General features: G+C 51.7%; 17 protein-coding genes. 5 read left to right on the forward strand and 12 right to left on the reverse strand.

The genetic code is table 11. The features are described 5' to 3' along the window. Positions 1-8: 8 nt before the first annotated feature. From KIK84_RS16530 to KIK84_RS03905, 6 genes are read right to left on the reverse strand one after another with little or no spacing between them, the layout of a single operon-like run. Entirely contained in the window at positions 9-539 is a 531-nt protein-coding gene (locus KIK84_RS16530; protein WP_349815898.1) for a shikimate kinase, read from the reverse strand. Positions 540-546: 7 nt separating this feature from the next. Further along, on the reverse strand, positions 547-2,607 hold the full coding sequence (locus KIK84_RS03885) for a type IV pilus secretin PilQ (RefSeq protein WP_214121686.1): 2,061 nt from the start codon (positions 2,605-2,607) through the stop codon (positions 547-549). Further along, entirely contained in the window at positions 2,604-3,152 is a 549-nt protein-coding gene (locus KIK84_RS03890) for a pilus assembly protein PilP (RefSeq protein WP_214121687.1), read from the reverse strand. The genes KIK84_RS03885 and KIK84_RS03890 overlap by 4 nt, the downstream gene beginning before the upstream one ends. Further along, positions 3,149-3,805, reverse strand: coding sequence for a type IV pilus inner membrane component PilO (locus KIK84_RS03895; protein WP_214121688.1), 657 nt, complete (start codon positions 3,803-3,805; stop codon positions 3,149-3,151). The genes KIK84_RS03890 and KIK84_RS03895 overlap by 4 nt, the downstream gene beginning before the upstream one ends. A gap of 6 nt (positions 3,806-3,811) precedes the next feature. Then, positions 3,812-4,435, reverse strand: coding sequence for a PilN domain-containing protein (locus KIK84_RS03900; protein ID WP_214121689.1), 624 nt, complete (start codon positions 4,433-4,435; stop codon positions 3,812-3,814). After that, positions 4,432-5,511, reverse strand: coding sequence for a pilus assembly protein PilM (locus tag KIK84_RS03905; RefSeq protein WP_214121690.1), 1,080 nt, complete (start codon positions 5,509-5,511; stop codon positions 4,432-4,434). Before KIK84_RS03905 ends, KIK84_RS03900 begins: the two co-directional genes overlap by 4 nt. Before the next feature lie 166 nt (positions 5,512-5,677). On the opposite strand from KIK84_RS03905, the gene KIK84_RS03910 reads away from it, so the two are divergent. Next, positions 5,678-8,077, forward strand: a complete 2,400-nt coding sequence (locus KIK84_RS03910) for a penicillin-binding protein 1A (RefSeq protein WP_214121691.1) — start codon at positions 5,678-5,680, stop codon at positions 8,075-8,077. Here KIK84_RS03910 and cyaY read toward each other — a convergent pair whose 3' ends face one another. Continuing rightward, a complete protein-coding gene (gene cyaY, locus KIK84_RS03915) occupies positions 8,078-8,407 on the reverse strand; it encodes an iron donor protein CyaY (protein WP_214121692.1) in 330 nt (109 codons plus the stop codon). Between the two features lie 31 nt (positions 8,408-8,438). Here cyaY and lptM point away from each other — a divergent pair, with 31 nt between their 5' ends. Then, a complete protein-coding gene (gene lptM, locus KIK84_RS03920; protein WP_214121693.1) occupies positions 8,439-8,558 on the forward strand; it encodes an LPS translocon maturation chaperone LptM in 120 nt (39 codons plus the stop codon). A 3-nt stretch (positions 8,559-8,561) separates the two neighbouring features. Here lptM and ccsB read toward each other — a convergent pair whose 3' ends face one another. The 3 genes from ccsB to KIK84_RS03935 form a co-directional block, all read right to left on the reverse strand. Then, a complete protein-coding gene (gene ccsB, locus KIK84_RS03925; RefSeq protein WP_214121694.1) occupies positions 8,562-9,887 on the reverse strand; it encodes a c-type cytochrome biogenesis protein CcsB in 1,326 nt (441 codons plus the stop codon). Further along, positions 9,880-12,018 (reverse strand): cytochrome c biogenesis protein ResB, encoded by a 2,139-nt coding sequence (locus tag KIK84_RS03930; protein ID WP_214121695.1) that lies wholly within the window; start codon positions 12,016-12,018, stop codon positions 9,880-9,882. Before KIK84_RS03930 ends, ccsB begins: the two co-directional genes overlap by 8 nt. 119 nt (positions 12,019-12,137) lie before the next feature. Continuing rightward, a complete protein-coding gene (locus KIK84_RS03935; RefSeq protein WP_214121696.1) occupies positions 12,138-12,767 on the reverse strand; it encodes a c-type cytochrome in 630 nt (209 codons plus the stop codon). Positions 12,768-12,934: 167 nt separating this feature from the next. Between KIK84_RS03935 and yihA the strand changes: the two genes are divergently transcribed. Then, entirely contained in the window at positions 12,935-13,582 is a 648-nt protein-coding gene (yihA, locus tag KIK84_RS03940) for a ribosome biogenesis GTP-binding protein YihA/YsxC (protein WP_250207751.1), read from the forward strand. On the opposite strand, the gene KIK84_RS03945 is transcribed toward yihA, so the two are convergent. After that, positions 13,576-14,445 (reverse strand): lysophospholipid acyltransferase family protein, encoded by an 870-nt coding sequence (locus KIK84_RS03945; RefSeq protein ID WP_214121697.1) that lies wholly within the window; start codon positions 14,443-14,445, stop codon positions 13,576-13,578. The two genes, yihA and KIK84_RS03945, sit on opposite strands and share 7 nt — an antisense overlap. Positions 14,446-14,448: 3 nt before the next feature. Further along, the gene (locus tag KIK84_RS03950) at positions 14,449-15,279 is read right to left on the reverse strand and encodes a lysophospholipid acyltransferase family protein (protein ID WP_214121698.1); all 831 of its coding nucleotides are present in this window, start codon (positions 15,277-15,279) and stop codon (positions 14,449-14,451) included. Positions 15,280-15,440: 161 nt separating this feature from the next. Between KIK84_RS03950 and metK the strand changes: the two genes are divergently transcribed. Further along, complete coding sequence (gene metK, locus KIK84_RS03955) at positions 15,441-16,622, forward strand: methionine adenosyltransferase (protein WP_214121699.1); 1,182 nt, start codon at positions 15,441-15,443, stop codon at positions 16,620-16,622. A 4-nt stretch (positions 16,623-16,626) separates the two neighbouring features. Continuing rightward, complete coding sequence (locus KIK84_RS03960; RefSeq protein WP_214121700.1) at positions 16,627-17,928, forward strand: glycosyltransferase family 9 protein; 1,302 nt, start codon at positions 16,627-16,629, stop codon at positions 17,926-17,928. Positions 17,929-17,943: the final 15 nt, after the last annotated feature.

The following is a 17,943-nucleotide window of genomic DNA, read 5'->3' on the forward strand; positions in this document are numbered from 1 at the left end:
GAGAGCTGCTAGCACTGCGGTGCTAGCTCAAGCTGCATCACGATTTTATTCACTAGTGCACTCACTGTAGTACGTGCGGTATCTACAGTAAAAGTAGCTACTTCACGGTACAACGGATCACGTTGCACGAACAGCTCCTGAAGCCTCGCATGAGGATCGTCTACCTGAAGCAATGGACGTACCGTGTCATGCTTTAGCCGTGCATACAAATCTGTAGCCGTGCTACGCAAATACACAGCCGTAGTGTGCTTTTTCAAAACCAAACGATTAGCATCACGCAAAACGATGCCGCCACCTGTCGCCAAAATACTAGCAACGGGATTTGCTACAAGTTGCGCAAGTACGTCTGCCTCTATGGCACGAAAAACATCTTCACCATGCAAGGCGAAGTATTCCCGGATAGATGTACCAATTTTGCTTTCAATGACAGCATCGGTATCAATGAAAGTTGTATTGAGCTTTTTAGACAGCAATTTGCCGAGAGTGGACTTTCCTGCTCCAGGCAAACCCACTAAAGCTATAGGTTTTCTCAACTCCACAAACAACTCAGCGGGCTAAAGCCTTCTCTGACAAAACCTTAGGCGTAATGAAAACCAACAATTCTTTCTTTGTCGATGCCTTAGATGTATTGCGGAACAATACACCAATACCAGGCAAATCGCCAAAGAAAGGAATTTTATTCACTTGGTCAGTTACTTCTTCGGTATAAATACCGCCAATCACTACCGTACCACCATTTTCCACTAGTACTTGTGTTTGGATATGCTTAGTATCAATTGCAAAACCTGCAGATGTTGACTGTCCAACACTATCTTTCGTCACATCCAAAGTCAAAATAATATTACCTTCCGGGGTGATTTGTGGAGTTACTTCCAATTTAAGATTGGCTTTTCGGAAAGCTATCGATGTTGCTCCACTGGAAGATGCAACTTGATAAGGAAGTTCGGTACCTTGCTCGATTAAAGCCTTTACCTGATCAGCCGTAATCACACGTGGATTAGAAACAACTTTGCCTTTTCCATCGGATTCCAATGCGGAGATTTCCAAATTCAAAATGGAGTCAGAGCCAGCACCGAATATTGAGAGTGCAAGGGTACCAACACTGCTTGACGACGATGTACCAGTGGCAGCCAAACTAACGAAAGAGCCAGCACTTAGGCCACTCGACGATGATGAGTAAGTTCCAATTGAGCCAGCAGAATTCGAACTACCGCCACCCAAGCGAGCCCCCAAGGACTTACCAAATGTATCCGAAGCCTCCACAATACGCGCTTCAATCAGAACCTGCCGCACAGCGATATCAATCTTCGAAATCAATTGCTGAACCTGCTCCAATTTACTTGGTATATCGGTAACAAAAAGTTGATTTGTTCTTGTTTCAAAAATAACACTACCGCGAGTAGTTAATATTCTACTTGCACCAGCCGCACTCCCAGAACCCGAACCAATGAGACCTGCGGCAATGTCGGCTGCTTTTGCATAATTAATTTGAAATGATTGTGTACGCAACGGTTCTAGACTTTGAACCGCCACAACATTTTCAAGTTCCAATTTTTCTTTGGCAGCTATCTCATCTTTTGGAGCGACCCATAAGACATTGCCATTTTTTCGCATCCCCAACCCTTTGGATTGCAAAATAATATCCAAAGCCTGATCCCAAGGCACATCTTGCAATCTCAAAGTAACCGAACCAGTTACAGAATCAGATGTAATAATATTAAAGTTGGTGAAATCAGCAATAACCTGCAAAAGCGATCTTATTTCAATACTCTGAAAATTCAAAGATAGTTTTTGTCCATTATAACCAGGTCCTTGCGTTAATTTACGCGGATCGGTTTTAACCTCTTTGACCTCCAATACAAATTGTTCATCGCTCTGATAAGCTGAGTGTTCCCATACACCTTGAGGTTCAACAACCACTCGCACAACATCTCCTACTTGGGAAACGGATACAAAACGAACTGGCGTAGCAAAATCAGATACATCCAATTTTCTCTTTAGAGAATCTGGCACTTTTGATTTCATAAAATCTACGATTAACTGTCGCCCTTCTTGCCTAATATCGACACCAACTTGATTATTAGGCAGCTTTACAACAACACGACCAGAGCCATCAGCAGATCGCCGAAAATCAACATCTTGTAATTCGGTAATGTTCTTATTTTTATTCTCAGCAAAATTTGTTGACAGCACTTTTGTAGTCGAAGAAATGGGATCCATATAAATCCATACGACTTTTCCTTCTACAACAGTCCTATATCCGGTTGAATTTTTCAAGTTAAGCACTAGCCTAGTGCGATCAGAAGCCTGCACTATCGCAAACGAGCGCATATTGCCTTGTGCAACATCTGTACTAGTTTTACCTGTTCCATTAATGTAACCAAGGAAATCCAAAACCACTCTAGCTGGTGATTGAACTGAGAAGCTTGCCGGAGCCACTTCAATAGGCTCTGACACCTCGACCTTAACCACATCGGAACCATCACGAACGGAGGTAGATATAGATTGAATAGCCGGTTGTGCATGCGCCAATGCAGCGCCTAAAAAATATATTAAAAATGCAGCAAAAACTCGAGAGTTCATAGCAACGTTCGACAGCAATTTCATTTTACTTTCTCCTGCAACTCCAATGTTGCTACACGCTCAATCCATTCGCCAGTTGAATCTTGAACAATTTCACGCAAACGAATTTGTGTTTCCGATATTTTTATTATTTTTCCATAATTTTGACCAAGATAGTTTCCAACACTTACTTGGTACAAATTTTTCTCAACATTGATGAGCGCAATTGGTTTTCCAGCTTTATTAACACTCCCAACCATTACCATGGTATCTAATGGATAGGATTCCAAAGGCTCTTTTCTCCTATTTAACTCAGGTGCCACCAAAGCAGCATTAGATTCCATTTGAGCCGATGCTTTTTTCAAAGCAACCGTAAGTTTTTCCGAATTGAATGGATCCGGTAAATTCTCGACAACATAAGGTTCGGCAACAAATTTTTTAGGCTCTTGAATAGGCTGTACAGCTGGGTGACTTTGATTACGCTCAGCTTCCATCCATGCTCTTAAATCATCATTTGACGTCAGACCACATCCGGTAAGGAGAACTGCCAGAATTGCTAAGCAAAAACCATTAATCATAGTCTTTGTCATTTTTTTACCCCTGCAGCCTTTTTTTGCGCCTGAATTTCATCAGGATCAAGGTATCTATACGTTTTTGCAGTGGCTTCAAAAGAAAGAACATTCTCTTTGCTTTGGGATATTGCCAAACCATTTAGAGTAACAATGCGCGAAAGATTGGCAACATCAGACGCGAATGAACCTATATCGTGATATCTTCCTGTCACTTTTAGTGCAATTGGCAATTCAGCATAATAATCTCTAACCACTACTTGCCCAGGACGAAACAACTCAAACTGCAAGCTTCTACCCAATCCAGCTTGATTTATATCTGATAGCAAAGCATCCATTTCAGCTTTACTGGGCAATTGTTTTTCCAACTGCAAAACATACTGCTGTACTTGTTCACGTTGTTTTTTTAGAAGATCCAGATTAATAGCTTTAACCAACTTTTTCTTGAAGTCTTCTTTGAGAGCAACTTCTTTGTCTTGCGCTTGCTGCAACTGCTCGCGAGAATCTGTTATCCACAAGAACCACAAGAGTAAAAGCACACAAAAGGATATCAACACAAGCAATCCATACCGTGGCAATGCAGGCCATGCTGAAGGATCTTGAGGATTCAAGTCCTCAAATTGCTCTCGCACTTTTTCCTGTATAGCCACTATATTAAAATTTTTGATTTGCATAAATACTCAGGGCTTGGGAGATTCGGTCTGTACAGATTGCTTTGCAATGAGCGCCTGCTGAGCATCCGCCTCTGCTGGATTTGACAGCCTTACACGTACAACAAAATTACCCACACGTTTTTGTTCACGAGAAACAGAGACAGTTCCAGCCACAATTTCCACCAATTCAGGCTTATTAAGCCATGGAGTTTTTGAAGTTAAATTTCTTAACAACTCCGATACACGCTCATTAGATTGAGCCACGCCATTAATAGTGATAACCCTGTCCTGCTGAGCAAGTTTTGTAATATAAATTCCATCAGGAAGCTGCTTCACGAGCTCAGTGAGCAAATGCACTGGCATATTACGATCTGCCTGCAAGTCTTCAACCGCTTGTTTTCTAGCTTTAAGTGCCGCAATCTCAGACTCTATATCAGCAATTTCTTTTATCTGCTGATCAAGTTTTTGAATTTCATTTGTCAACAAGGTGTTGTCGGATTCTTGTGCATCTATTGCTCCTTGATACATTAAATGAATCAAACCAGCAAAAACACCCCCTGCCATTGCAGCCACAAGAATAGCAATATTGAATGATTCCTTGCGGCGCTTTTTAGCTGCTTCGCGATGAGGCAATAAATTTATTCGTATCACTTATCAAACCTCCGCAGAGCCAAACCACAAGCAGTCAAATAGGAAGAGGCTTCGCGTGCCATTTTTTTCAACCTAACAGCACTACCCACTTCCATACCATCAAAAGGATTGACAACTGAACAAGAAAACGATGTATTTTGACTAACAGCTTGTGCCAGACCAACCAAAGAGGCAGACCCACCGCCCAAGAGAATTTGATCAACTCTATTGAAAGGTGTACTTGTGAAGAAAAACTGCAGGGCACGCGCCAATTCTTGCGACAATGTCTCCAAAAAAGGAGTAAGGACTACAGACTCGAAATCGTCAGGCAAATCACCTGCACGTTTTTTTGTTTCTGCTTCCTCTGGTGAAAAACCATACTGGCGAATAATTTGCTGCGTCAATTGCGCACCACCAAAAGCCTGATCGCGCTCATACAGCACATCCCCATCGCGCAGAACTTGCATGCTGATGGTGTAAGCACCAATTTCGAACAAGGACACCACTTTGCCTTTACCTTGATCGGGCATGGCCTCTATGAGGCGTTGTGTGGCCTGGCGAGAAGCATAGGATTCAATGTCCACAATCATCGGAGTTAAACCAGCAGCTTCTGCAAGACCTTGGATATCTTGCACCTTCTCTTTACGAGAGGCAGCTATCAATACTTCCTCATCACCGGGTGATGAACTGCTAGGGCCTACAACGCAGAAATCAAGCGCAACCTCATCCAACGGGAATGGAATGTACTGATTAGCTTCTGTTTCTACTTGCTGCTCAAGTTCGATTTCAGAAAGACCACTTGGCAAAATGATTTTTTTGGTGATAACTGCGGATGGTGGTAAAGCCATTGCCACATTCTTGGCTTTGGTGCCACTTTTTTTCACCACTCGTCGAATAGCATCGGCAACATCATCGAACTTTTCAATGTTGCCATCGGTGATACATCCTCGCTCCAAGGGCTCCAACGCACAACGCTCAAGCACCAAGCGACCGGAGCGATCACTGTCCAACTCCACCAACTTCACACTTGATGTGCTTACATCCAAGCCTATGAGTGGCGGCGATTTGCGACTAAATAAAGAACCAAGCGTTGTCAAATGAGTCCCCTGTAAGACCACAAAAAAGCTTACAACTTACTTCAATACTAGCAGCAAGATCGTTGATAGACCAAAATTTTTGAGCTCTTGTCACCCATGCGTTGGACTTAGCCCACGAATGCTTCAGAGGCCATTTCTATAATCGCGTCAAACTTCATTTCCATACATGAACAAACCCACTCCAGCAGCTACTCGTAACAACGACTCGGCAAAAAGCACATCCCAATTGATGCTCCGCGGCCTCTTGGCCATTGGTGCCTCCGCAGTGGCAGCAGTAGTTGCAGCAGTGGTTTTGGTGGCCATAGCATTGGCTACGGCATTTCCAAATCTGCCAGATATTTCGGATCTATCGATATACCACCCCAAATTACCGCTACGGATATTCTCATCAGAAGGTGATTTGATTGGCGAATTTGGCGAAGAAAGACGCAGCTTCACCCCCATCAAAGAAATGCCACAAAGCATGATTGATGCCATTTTGGCTGTGGAAGATGCCCGTTTTTTTCAGCATGGTGGTGTTGACTATGTAGGCATGGTTCGTGCGGGCTTAGCCAATATTGGCAAAGCGAAAAGTCAAGGAGCATCCACCATCACCATGCAGGTAGCACGCAACGTCTACCTTTCCTCTGAAAAAACCCTCACACGTAAACTCTACGAAATACTGCTGACACTCAAGCTAGAACACAGTTTAACAAAAGACCAGATTCTAGAAATTTACATGAATCAGATTTATCTTGGAAATAAATCGTATGGATTCTCTGCAGCAGCTGAAAATTACTTTGGAAAATCAATAAAAAATATCAGTATTGCCGAAGCAGCTATGCTGGCTGGACTGCCTAAAGCTCCATCCAAATACAATCCCATCGTTAATCCTGAGCGTGCACGTATTCGCCAGCAATACATTATTGATCGAATGCTCGAAAATGGCTTTATCACCTCCGAGCAAGCCACTGCTGCAAAAAAAGAAGAACTACACATTCGCACATCCGCCCAAAGTAGTCCTGTCCATGCAGAGTACGTGGCTGAAATGGTGCGGCAAATGATCATCGACCAGTACGGAGCTGAAGCCTACACGCGCGGTTTAGATGTCTACACAACCATATCGGCTCAAGATCAAAATGCTGCCTATAAAGCGTTGCGAAAAGGCATCATGGATTACGAGCGTCGGCAAGTTTACCGAGGACCTGAGAAATTCATCGATCTGCCGAACAATCCGAACGATCGCCAAGATGCGATTGATGATGTACTGGACGAGCACCCAGACAACGGAGAGATTTTGTCGGCAGTTGTGCTGGAAGCATCCAGCAAGCTTGTCAAAGTGGTTCGACAAAATGCCGAAACCATCGAGGTCACCGGTGATGGTTTGAAACCTGTCACCTCAGGCCTCAGCGACAAAGCACCCGCCAACATCAAACTCCGTCCTGGAGCGGTCGTACGCATTCAAAAAAATCCCAAGGGCAGCTGGGAACTAACCCAACTTCCAGAAGTGGAAGGTGCTTTTGTAGCCATGGATCCCCGCAATGGCGCAATCAAAGCCTTGGTAGGGGGTTTTGACTTTGCCAAAAACAAGTTCAACCATGTAACACAAGCTTGGCGTCAACCTGGTTCAAGCTTCAAACCCTTTATTTATTCCGCAGCGCTGGAAAAAGGCTTTGCCCCAGCCACGATCGTTAATGACGCCCCCATCCATTTCGACTCTGGTACCACGGGCGGTGATAGCTGGGATCCCAAAAACTACGATGGCACTTACGATGGCCCCATCACCATCCGCCGAGGCTTGGCCAAATCGAAAAACATGATTTCCATTCGTGTACTCAATGCCATTACTCCGCAGTACGCCCAAGAATGGATTGGACGTTTTGGTTTTGACCCAGTGAAGCATCCTCCCTACTTAACGATGGCACTGGGTGCAGGCTCGGTAACCCCCATGCAATTGGCCAGTGCTTACTCTGTGTTTGCCAACGGTGGCTACCGCATCAATCCATGGCTAATCAGCAAAATCACCGAGCAGCGGGGACGCACCTTGCTCTCGACCACACCACCCGATTTGGATGAAAGCATGCGTGCCATTGACGCTCGCAATGCCTTTGTCATGTCATCGCTGTTGCAAGAGGTCGCCCGCTCCGGTACAGCGGCACGTGCCCAAGCCACTCTGAAACGCCCAGACATATATGGAAAAACAGGCACAACCAACGACTCTATGGACGCGTGGTTTGCTGGTTTCCAACCTCAACTCACGGCAGTAACTTGGATTGGGTATGACACTCCCCGCAAACTCGGTGACCGTGAGACCGGTGGCGGCTTGAGTTTGCCGGTGTGGATCAGCTTCATGGAAACAGCTATCAAGGGCATTCCCGTCAGTGAACCTCCAGTGCCAGAAGGCGTGGTGCATGTCAACGGAGATTGGTTCTATGACGAATATGCCCAAGGCCAAGGCGTCACCAGTCTAGGACTGGGTGATGGAGGAGCCGAAAAAGCATCGGCCCCCTTGAGTCCACCAGCAGGCACGGGTACCCCGGCTGCGGGCGAAGAGAAGAAACAGATTCTCGACCTGTTCAAAAATTGATCACGCAAAGCGCAGCGCTTGGCCACTTTGCTGGCTGGCCTGCGCAGACAAAGCGGCAAAAAAAGCCTCTCCCGTCTTGCTGTCATGCCATGCACCATCTGCCCAGCGAAAATGCTGACCTGCTGCTTTAGAAGCCATCCAGACCTCATGCAATGGTGGTTGTAAATTGATCACGATTTGCGAACGGTTGGCAAACACCACCGTCAACATATTGCCAACGCGCTGCACATCCAAGTCCAGATCATCAACGGTTTCACTCAATGCATCGCATTGTGTTTCTACTGAGCGCAGCAAGGCCTCGGCTTTGTCCCAAAATTCGGTATCTGTCATTTCCATCACTCCACAACTCAAAGGTCGCCGTATGCACAAACTGTTATTGCTCAGCGCAACCCTGATTGCCCTCCTGCTCAGTGCCTGTGGGCAAACCGGGGCGCTGTACCTGCCACAAAAGAACAGCCAGCAAAGCAGCACGAAACCCTAAAGCTTACAGAGTTCCGTAGCTGTGCAGTCCAGATAGGAACATATTGACCCCAATAAAAGCAAAGGTAGTCACCACCAAACCAACCAAGGCCCACCAAGCAGCCACCACGCCACGCAAGCCGCGCATCAGGCGCATGTGCAGCCATGCAGCGTAGTTGAGCCACACAATCAACGCCCATGTTTCCTTAGGATCCCAGCTCCAATAACCGCCCCACGCTTCGGCGGCCCACAGCGCCCCCAGCACGGTGGCGATGGTGAAAAATGCAAAACCAACCGAAATGGCCTTGTACATCACGTCATCGAGCACCTCCAGCGCAGGCAAACGATCTGCTATCGTGCGACGCCCTGCCAACACACCCGCAACCACCAGTGCAACGACTCCAAAATAGACAGCCCAGTAGGCTGACACGCCAATGCTGGCCCCTTTGCGAAACACCACAGGCTCAAAACACAAAACAACCCCCAGCAGCCACAAGGGCAGCAAACGCCACCAACGCGTCTCACTGGCTTGGATCTTGATCAGATAGGCAAACGCCACCATTGATGCCAAGGCAAACGTACCGTAACCGATGAAGTTGGCAGGCACATGCAATTTCATCCACCAACTCTGCAGAGCTGGCACCAAAGGCTGAATCTCTTGCGCACCACGTACCACGGTGTACCAGAGCAAAAAGCCCACCGCAGCACTCACCACCAGCATGACGAACGCACCCAAGCTGTAGCTGCGGTACTGGGCTTCGTAGTACAGATAGAACAAGGCGGTCATCCAGCAAAAAAGTACGAAGACCTCGTACAAATTGCTAACTGGGATATGGCCTATATCGGCACCGATGAGGTAGCTCTCATACCAACGCACCATGGTTCCCACAAGCGCCATAAAGACAGCCAACCAAACTAGGAAAGACGCAGTCTTGAACAAGCCCAGTCCTTTTTCAGCCAAGAAAAGCGCCGACCAGTAGAACAAAGTCGCTACAAAAAAGAGCAAGCACATCCACAAAATGGCCGATTGGCTGGAGAGGAAATACTTGAGCCCAAACACGGTATCGGCTTTGGCAATGTCCCCACCATACAAGGCAATAGCCAACCCACTGAAGACAGCTACCAGCACCAGGAGTTGCTGCAAAGGGCGCCAAAACCAGCCCAAAGCGACCAGAGCCGGTGCACTCAAACAAAAAATACCCAGCTCATAGCCATCCATTCCACGGTGGTAGTGCACCCCGCCCCAAACTGCCAAGGCCAACACCGCCAGCGCAAACAACCAATCCTGCACGGAACGCTGACCCCGGCGCGCTTGCACAGGCAGATTCAAAGCAATTTCAGTATCAGGCATTTCGCACTCCTTCCATGGCTTGTACAGCCTCGACCCAATGGGCAAACTCATGATCTGCCCCCATTGTTTTGCGGTTGCTGGAATAGGCCAGCAAAACCTGCCCATCAGCCCCAGCCCACAGCCACAAACGCCGCTCGCGCACATAGAGCATGGCAAACACACCGACAATGAGCAGTGCACAACCGATATATACCACCCACTTGCCGGGTGAGCGGGTTACTTGGAACACGCTGGCTTGCACCTGTTGAAAGTCTTGCAGAACCAGTACAAACGGCGCTTGATAGACCGGCACATCACTCAGAGCCAAAACGGCTTGGGTCATATAAGCCTGCGTGCGTTCATCTGCCAAAGGCAGGGTTGCTTGGTGTGCTTTCTCCAGTGCCAGCTGCTGCAGCTCAAACACCACACCGTTAAGGATGCGAATCAACACATCACCCGCTTTGTTGCGCTCGGCCTGGGGCACGTTGTGTTCAATGAAGTCCGACACCGCTTGCAAACCAGCCGTTCCGGCAGGTGCACCCTCCCCTGCAAACAAGGCCAACACTTTGCTGGCCGATTCACCAAGCTGTGCTTGCACGCTTGCTTTTTGGCTCTCCAGTGCTTTGTGCACATAACGTTGCACGGCTTGGCTACGCAAAGCGGGGTTATTTATGGCCGCATGCAAGCGCCAAAAACTGTCCATACTGCCTGCAGCATCGGTAGGTACACGCAGATAGCGAAAACCCTCCTGCTCTGAGGTTCGCATGCCAAACAAATACACCGGCACGGTGCCATCATCCAATTGCACCGGGGCCATATAGTTTTGAAACTCCCGTGCTTGGCCTAATCCATCACGCAGTTTGTAAGTCACACTGGGGCCCAGATTGCGCAACTGCTTATCGCTTTTGCGGCTTGCAGCGCCCAACTGATCCTGCAGCGTCTCTATGGCATGCTGAGAGTCATTGGCAGCCTTGGGATCTTCGCCCAAACGCTCTACATTGATAACGCGCAGATCGGTGTACTCCACCGTCAACTCGTCAGAGACGCGCGTACTAGCACCTACCCGCCCTTGCAACGCAAACGGCGCGCTACGCCCATCCAAAGGAATGGCCTGCAACTGCAATGAAGAGCCGCCATCCTCAAAACTGCTTTGGTAAATCTGTACCCCGTTGTAGTCGAAAGGATGATTCACCTCCACCCGGGCAGGAATGGTTTTTCCACCATCGTGGATAAGGATGTCACTGGCAAACAACTTGGGCATGCCCGTGCTGTAGTAGTCCACTTGGAATTTTTTGAGCTCCACCGCAAAGGGTAAATCCTGCAGCAACACTCCGTCTTTTTGAGCCAGCACGGCAGTACCCGATTGGGTGTTCTCCGCCACTACCAAATTACCACGGTAAGTAGGATTCCACAGTGGCAAACGGTGCTGCTGGGGTACATCGGCCACAAAGCCGCCGCCACGGTAAGGCGTCTTGCCAGCCAACAGAGTTTGCGCTCGGATCACCAAATCGCTGTCGAGCAAGCCCCCCACACAAACCATGATGATGGCCCCGTGTGCAGCCACATATCCCCACTTGTTGAGGCCACCTTTTTTGGCCGCCAGCAAGTAACCGCTTGGCACACCGTGAGCCGCAGTTTGCGTCTCTCGCTCTACACCTGCGCGCTGCTGGGCTTTGAACTGCCAACCTTGGGCCTGCAGACGTTGCGCCAACGACTGCACCATTTGGTACGCAGCCTGGTCACTGGAGTTCACCACATGGGTTTCATAGCGGTGGCCAAAAGCCCGCAAACTTTGCAGACGGATATGCTCTTTGTAAGAGCGAGCATCGCGCAAGAACTTAGGGGTATTGCGCCACAAACACAAACCGGTGCTGAGTACCAAAAAACCCAAAATCAGCAAAAACCACCAGGAACTGTAAATGCTATACAGGCTCAGGGTGTCAAACACCTCGGCCCAAAATGGCCCGAACTGGTTGATGTAATTAGGCATAGGCTCGTGTTGCTTGATGAGCGTGCCCACCACCGATGCAATGCAAATCAAGGTTAGCAACGCCACAGCAAAACGCATCGACGACAGCAATGGAGACACACTACGCCAGGCAGCGCGAGGGCGCTCCAACCAGCCAGACGAATCAGAAGAGACAAAAGACATCAACACAACCAATCAGAAACCACACGCCAAGCATCCGCATAAAAAAAGCGGAGCTGCCCCCAAGAAGCCGCCCCGCCTACTCGCCCAGAAGCCAGCACACGGCTTCTTGGCTGAGTCTCTCAATGCAAGCCAGCAATATAGTCTGCCACGGCTTTGATTTCTTTATCGTTCATCTTGGCTGCAACACCGCTCATTTGGGGGCTGTTGCTGCGCCCCCCATCGCGGAAGGCCTGCAACTGCGCAGTGGTGTATTCGGCATACTGGCCACTCAAGCGTGGATATTGGGCAGGAATACCCGCACCCGTTGGGCTGTGGCAGCCAGCGCAAGCGGGCACTTGGCGATCAGCAATGCCGCCACGGTAAATGCGCTCGCCCAAGCGCACCAAGTCCTTGTCTTTGGCAGCACCGGGCTTGGCAGGCTTGTTCGTGACCCAATAGGCGATATTGCGCATGTCCTCATCACTCAAGGCCGTCGCCATAGGGGCCATGACTATGTTTTGGCGTTTACCAGACTTGAACTCCTGCAACTGTTTAACGATGTATTCAGGGTGCTGCTGTGCCAGCTTGGGGAAAGTGGGGCCGGTGCTATTGGCATCGGCTGCGTGACAGCCCACACAAATTGCCGTGTAACTGGCTTCCCCTTTGGCCAAATCGGGTTGCTTAGCGGGTGCAGCCACCTCACCAGCCCACGCCGACAGGGAAGAACCCACCACGAGAGACACCAACAGCCAGTGCGCAAAAGTCTTCATACAAGCATCCACCCAAGGAAAACGAAGCCAAAACGAGGGCCATTGTAGGGAGCCAGCCCGTGCACACACTTGATCTAAGGCAAGCTTTGCTGCCACAAGTCGGCACGGTACGTGCCATCCCATTGGAGGGCCTAGCGCCTACAATGCAGGCCCCGCTTAAGGCCTGTATGACCACCCCTGCTTCCAAAACCCCCGCCCAATTGGCCACTGCCTGGCTGCACACCGCGCGCTTTATGACCACTGCGCCGCAGTTGCATTTCCTGCCAGAACACGATGTGCCCGAAATCGCCTTCGTGGGCCGCTCCAATGCGGGGAAATCCACCTGCATCAACACCTTGACGCAGCAAAAGCAACTGGCCTTCGCTTCCAAAAAACCCGGACGTACACAGCACATCAACCTGTTTTCCTTGGGCAAACAAGGCGTCACCGATGCCGTACTGACCGACCTGCCCGGCTATGGCTACGCCGCCGTACCCCAGCAGGACAAAATTCGTTGGCAACAAGTCATGGCCAACTACTTGGTCAGCCGCAAAAACCTGCAAGGCATCGTGCTGCTGTGCGACCCCCGCTTGGGACTGACCGAACTGGACGAAATGCTGCTGGACATCATCCGTCCACGGGTGGAGGAGGGCCTGAAGTTTTTGGTATTGCTAACCAAAGCAGACAAACTGACCCGCGCGGAAGCACAAAAAGTGCTGTCCATCACCAAGCTGCAAGCAGGTGGCGGTGAAGTACGCTTATTCTCGGCCACCAAGCGCATCGGTATTGAAGAAGTATCTGAAATGCTCTGGCACTGGGCCCACCCGGATCAATAAGGTGCTTCGCCTGCCCCTGGCGGGCGGTCTTTGAAGCGTTTGTGCACCCAGTAGTACTGGGCTGGCATGGCGTTAATCCATTGCTCCAAACGCTGATTCATGGCGCAGGTATCTGCCTCCAAATCACCTGTAGGGTAGTCCTTCCACGCGGGCAACACCTCGACCGTGTAGCCCGCTGAGGTAAGCCGGGTCACTACTGGCACCACCTGTGCCTTGCCCAAACGGGCAAAACGTGGCAACGATGGCACCGTGGCAGCGGGCACGCCATAAAACGGCACAAACAGCGATTCGTGCGGGCCAAAGTTCATGTCGGGCAACAAATACAGCACACCACCGCTGCGCAGACTGGCGATGATGTCCTTCACCCCGTCGATGCGACCAAACAAACGCGGTGTACCAAAACGCTGGCGCCCCTGCAAAATCCACTCGTCCATTACTTTGTTGGCTTGGTCGGTATAGATGGTGCAAAACTGGCGTGACACCCCTTGCGTCAAGGCCGTCCAACCGACATCCAAGCCCATGAAGTGCGGGGCAAACAGCACCGTGGGCTGCTCACCTTGCAAAGCGTCTAGTGCACCCGTCAATTGCACCCGCCGTGCAATGCGCGCTGGGCTGGCATGCCAAAGCCATCCGCGATCCAACCACGCTTGCGCAAAATACACAAAACACTGCTGCGCGATGCGTCTGTGCTGCGCTTGTGTCCAGTCTGGGAAGCACCAGCGCAAATTGGTCATGACCACATGGCGACGCGAAACAATCACTCCATACAGCAGCCAGCCTAAGCACCAACCCAACGCCCGCAGCAGCGGCAAAGGCAGATACCCGAGGGCACGCAACACCCACAACACACAATAGCTGGCCATGGTTTACGCCTGATCCCGTGGTTGCTTGTAGCGGTTATAGCCCCACAAGTACTGGCTAGCCGCTTGGCGAACTACTGGCTCCATCGACGCATTGAGCACGCCACACGCCTCTTGCACATCCAAACCAGCCAAGTTAGGGCCCGGTATGGCGTGCACCACAAAACCCCGCCCCCACGGCAAACGCTCCCCCCATAGCCACAGCATGGGTGCACCTGTTTGCGCAGCCATGCGGGCTGCCAAGGTCATGGTGTAGGCATCACGCCCAAACAAAGGTGCCCACACGCCTTGGCCTTGCGGCGGCACTTGGTCGGGCAAGATGCCCACACTCTCGCCCGCCCGCAGGGCTTTGATCAGCTGTTTGACTCCAGCCAAGCTGGTAGGGGCCGTGCGCATGCCGGGGCGCTGGCGCGATTGGGACACGATGTCGGTCAACACCGCTTGGCGCGATGGGCGAAAAAGCACTGTGAGCGGGTTGCCAACTACCCCAAAATCACGTGCATAAAGCTGGGCCGTAGCCTCAAAACTGCCGCAATGTGGGGTCAGCAAGACAGCTCCCAGCCCTTGCTGCAAGGTTTGTTGCACCACCTCTGGATTGGCCCAGCGCGCAGGCACTGGCTTACCTAACCAAATGCGCGGCAACTCTGCCACCAGCTTGCCGCTGTGTCCTACGGCAGGCAGCCATTGGCGCCAGCCGACTTGGGCTTGGCGCACTTGCAGCAGGAAATGGCGGCGATAGCTGGGCGACAGCAAAAAAATTAACCATCCCATCCACCAACCGCAGCAATGCAGAAAACACAGGGGAAAACGGGCGGTTATCAAAAAAAGGACTCGCATCACTGGGCTAGAATTCGTCGGTCGCTGAGTTATGAACTACTTGCAGGGCGACAGGGTACACCATGCAAAGGGCTGGGATTGTGCCTTCCAATTTAAGGAACATCTGCTAAAGCGTTCGCTGCCTGCTCCAAGCTGCGGCAACGCAACTTGGAGCAATGCATATGGCAAACGATTTTCTCTTCACCTCTGAATCCGTCTCCGAAGGCCACCCCGACAAAGTGGCTGACCAAATTTCGGATGCAATTTTGGATGCGATCTTCGCGCAAGACCCCAAAAGCCGTGTAGCTGCCGAAACGCTGTGCAACACCGGCCTCGTGGTGCTGGCGGGTGAAATCACCACCAACGCGCACGTGGACTACATCCAAGTAGCCCGCGACACCATCAAACGCATCGGCTACGACAACACCGACTACGGCATTGACTACAAGGGTTGCGCCGTGCTGGTGGCCTACGACAAGCAGTCCAACGACATCGCCCAGGGCGTGGACCACGCGTCCGACGACTACCTGAACATCGGCGCTGGCGACCAAGGCCTGATGTTTGGCTACGCCTGCGACGAAACGCCCGAGCTGATGCCAGCCCCCATCTACTACGCACACCGCTTGGTAGAGCGCCAAGCCCAACTGCGCAAAGATGGCCGCCTGCCCTTCCTGCGCCCCGACGCCAAGAGCCAAGTGACCATGCGCTACGTGGACGGCAAGCCCCACAGCATCGACACCGTGGTGCTCTCCACCCAGCACGCCCCCGAAATGAGCTTGGGCGACAAGATGAAGCCCGAGTTCTACGAGGCCGTCATCGAAGAAATCATCAAGCCCGTGCTGCCCAAAGAGTGGCTGCAAGACACCAAGTACCTGATCAACCCCACAGGCCGTTTCGTCATTGGTGGCCCGCAAGGCGATTGCGGTTTGACGGGCCGCAAAATCATTGTGGACACCTACGGTGGCGCTTGCCCCCACGGTGGCGGTGCTTTCTCCGGCAAAGACCCCTCCAAGGTGGATCGCTCGGCCGCTTACGCCGCCCGCTATGTGGCGAAAAACGTGGTGGCCGCCGGTTTGGCCAAGCAATGCCAAGTGCAGGTGGCCTACGCCATTGGCGTGGCCAAACCCATGAACGTGACCGTTTACACCGAAGGCACGGGCGTCATCCCTGACGACCAAATCGCCAAGCTGGTGAACGAACACTTCGACCTGCGTCCCAAGGGCATCATCCAGATGCTGGACTTGCTGCGCCCCATCTATAGCAAGACCGCCGCTTACGGCCACTTTGGCCGCGAAGAGCCCGAGTTCACCTGGGAGCGCACGGACAAAGCGGCTGCTTTGCGTGCTGCAGCAGGACTGAAGTAAGCCCATGAATATCCAGACACAACGTTTCATTGACCGCTGGGCTGGCCAGCTGCTGTGCGCCGCGGTGTCTGGATGGGTGCGCTTGTCCCAGCTCTGGAAAAAGCCTAGCTCTATGCCGCGCGAGCCGCGGCATATTTTGGTCATCTTGCTGTCCGAAATGGGCAGCATCGTGCTGGCTGGGCCCATGTTCGCCCAGTTGCGCCGCCAGTACCCGACAGCGGCCATCCACATCCTGCAACTCAAGAAAAACCAAGAAGTCTCGCGCATGCTGCGCCTCACCGACGAGGCCTACATGCACAGCCTCAACGACAAGAGCGGTGCGCAACTGGTGCTGGACATCCTGCGCGTGAGCTGGCGGCTGCGTCGCTTGGGGCTGGACGCCGTCATCGATTGCGAGTTGTTCTCGCGCGTCAGCGCTTTGCTGTCCTTCACCACTGGTGCGCCTATTCGCAGCGGCTTTACCGCCCACACCCAAGAAGGCTTGTACCGCGGCAGCTTCATCAACCGCAGCATTCCCTACAACCCTTACCAGCACATCAGCAAGCAGTTTTTGTCGTTGGTAGACGCCTTGGGTTCGGGCCAAAGCATGCCACGCAACCGCGCTGCCCCCTTGCGCAACACCCCACGCGAGACCGAACTGTCTGTGCCATTCACGGCCAACGAGTTGAGCGCCTACAGCAACAAACTGGTGCAAGACCACCCCACCGTGCAAGGGCGCAAGTTGGTGCTGCTGTACGCAGGCGGCGGCATACTGCCAGAACGCGCTTGGCCTGCCGAACACTACGCCCACCTAGCGCGTGGCTTGTGCGATGCCGGGCATGCAGTAGGCCTCATAGGCTTGCGCGATGACGCCCCACTGGCCCAAAGCCTGATCGCCCAAGTGCAAAGCCCGCTGTGCCGAGACCTAACCGGCTACACCAAAAGCATCCGCGAGCTGCTCATGCTCATGCACGCTGCTGCTTTGCTGGTGACCAACGACGGTGGCCCCAGCCACTTTGCCACGCTCACGCCCATCCAAACCATGGTGTTTTTTGGGCCTGAAACGGGTCTGCTCTACGGGCCACTGGGCGACAAGTGCCGCATTTTGGAAAGCGGCATCGCCTGTTCCCCCTGCCTAACGGCCTACAACCACCGCCTGACCTTTTGCGATGGCGACAACCAATGCCTGCAGCGCATTCCCCCCGAGCCCGTATTGGCCGATGCGCTCACTTTCCTGTCCACAGGGACCATGCCCTTTGTGCCGCCGCGCACCGTGTTGGCCCCGCACATCCCCATCCACCCCGCCGTGGCAGCGCCACAGGCCTAAATCTGCGCAGCGCGC

Origin of the sequence: Curvibacter sp. CHRR-16 (assembly GCF_018474005.1) — a bacterium.
GTDB lineage: Bacteria > Pseudomonadota > Gammaproteobacteria > Burkholderiales > Burkholderiaceae_C > Allorhodoferax.

Bases quoted from the DNA above. Each gene is read 5' to 3' on its own strand.
- KIK84_RS03885 (WP_214121686.1), bottom strand. From the start codon at position 2,607: ATGAAATTGCTGTCGAACGTTGCTATGAACTCTCGAGTTTTTGCTGCA.
- KIK84_RS03890 (WP_214121687.1), bottom strand. From the start codon at position 3,152: ATGACAAAGACTATGATTAATGGTTTTTGCTTAGCAATTCTGGCAGTT.
- KIK84_RS03895 (WP_214121688.1), bottom strand. From the start codon at position 3,805: ATGCAAATCAAAAATTTTAATATAGTGGCTATACAGGAAAAAGTGCGA.
- KIK84_RS03910 (WP_214121691.1), top strand. From the start codon at position 5,678: ATGAACAAACCCACTCCAGCAGCTACTCGTAACAACGACTCGGCAAAA.
- cyaY (WP_214121692.1), bottom strand. From the start codon at position 8,407: ATGACAGATACCGAATTTTGGGACAAAGCCGAGGCCTTGCTGCGCTCA.
- lptM (WP_214121693.1), top strand. From the start codon at position 8,439: ATGCACAAACTGTTATTGCTCAGCGCAACCCTGATTGCCCTCCTGCTC.
- ccsB (WP_214121694.1), bottom strand. From the start codon at position 9,887: ATGCCTGATACTGAAATTGCTTTGAATCTGCCTGTGCAAGCGCGCCGG.
- KIK84_RS03930 (WP_214121695.1), bottom strand. From the start codon at position 12,018: ATGTCTTTTGTCTCTTCTGATTCGTCTGGCTGGTTGGAGCGCCCTCGC.
- KIK84_RS03935 (WP_214121696.1), bottom strand. From the start codon at position 12,767: ATGAAGACTTTTGCGCACTGGCTGTTGGTGTCTCTCGTGGTGGGTTCT.
- yihA (WP_250207751.1), top strand. From the start codon at position 12,935: ATGACCACCCCTGCTTCCAAAACCCCCGCCCAATTGGCCACTGCCTGG.
- KIK84_RS03945 (WP_214121697.1), bottom strand. From the start codon at position 14,445: ATGGCCAGCTATTGTGTGTTGTGGGTGTTGCGTGCCCTCGGGTATCTG.
- KIK84_RS03950 (WP_214121698.1), bottom strand. From the start codon at position 15,279: ATGCGAGTCCTTTTTTTGATAACCGCCCGTTTTCCCCTGTGTTTTCTG.
- metK (WP_214121699.1), top strand. From the start codon at position 15,441: ATGGCAAACGATTTTCTCTTCACCTCTGAATCCGTCTCCGAAGGCCAC.
- KIK84_RS03960 (WP_214121700.1), top strand. From the start codon at position 16,627: ATGAATATCCAGACACAACGTTTCATTGACCGCTGGGCTGGCCAGCTG.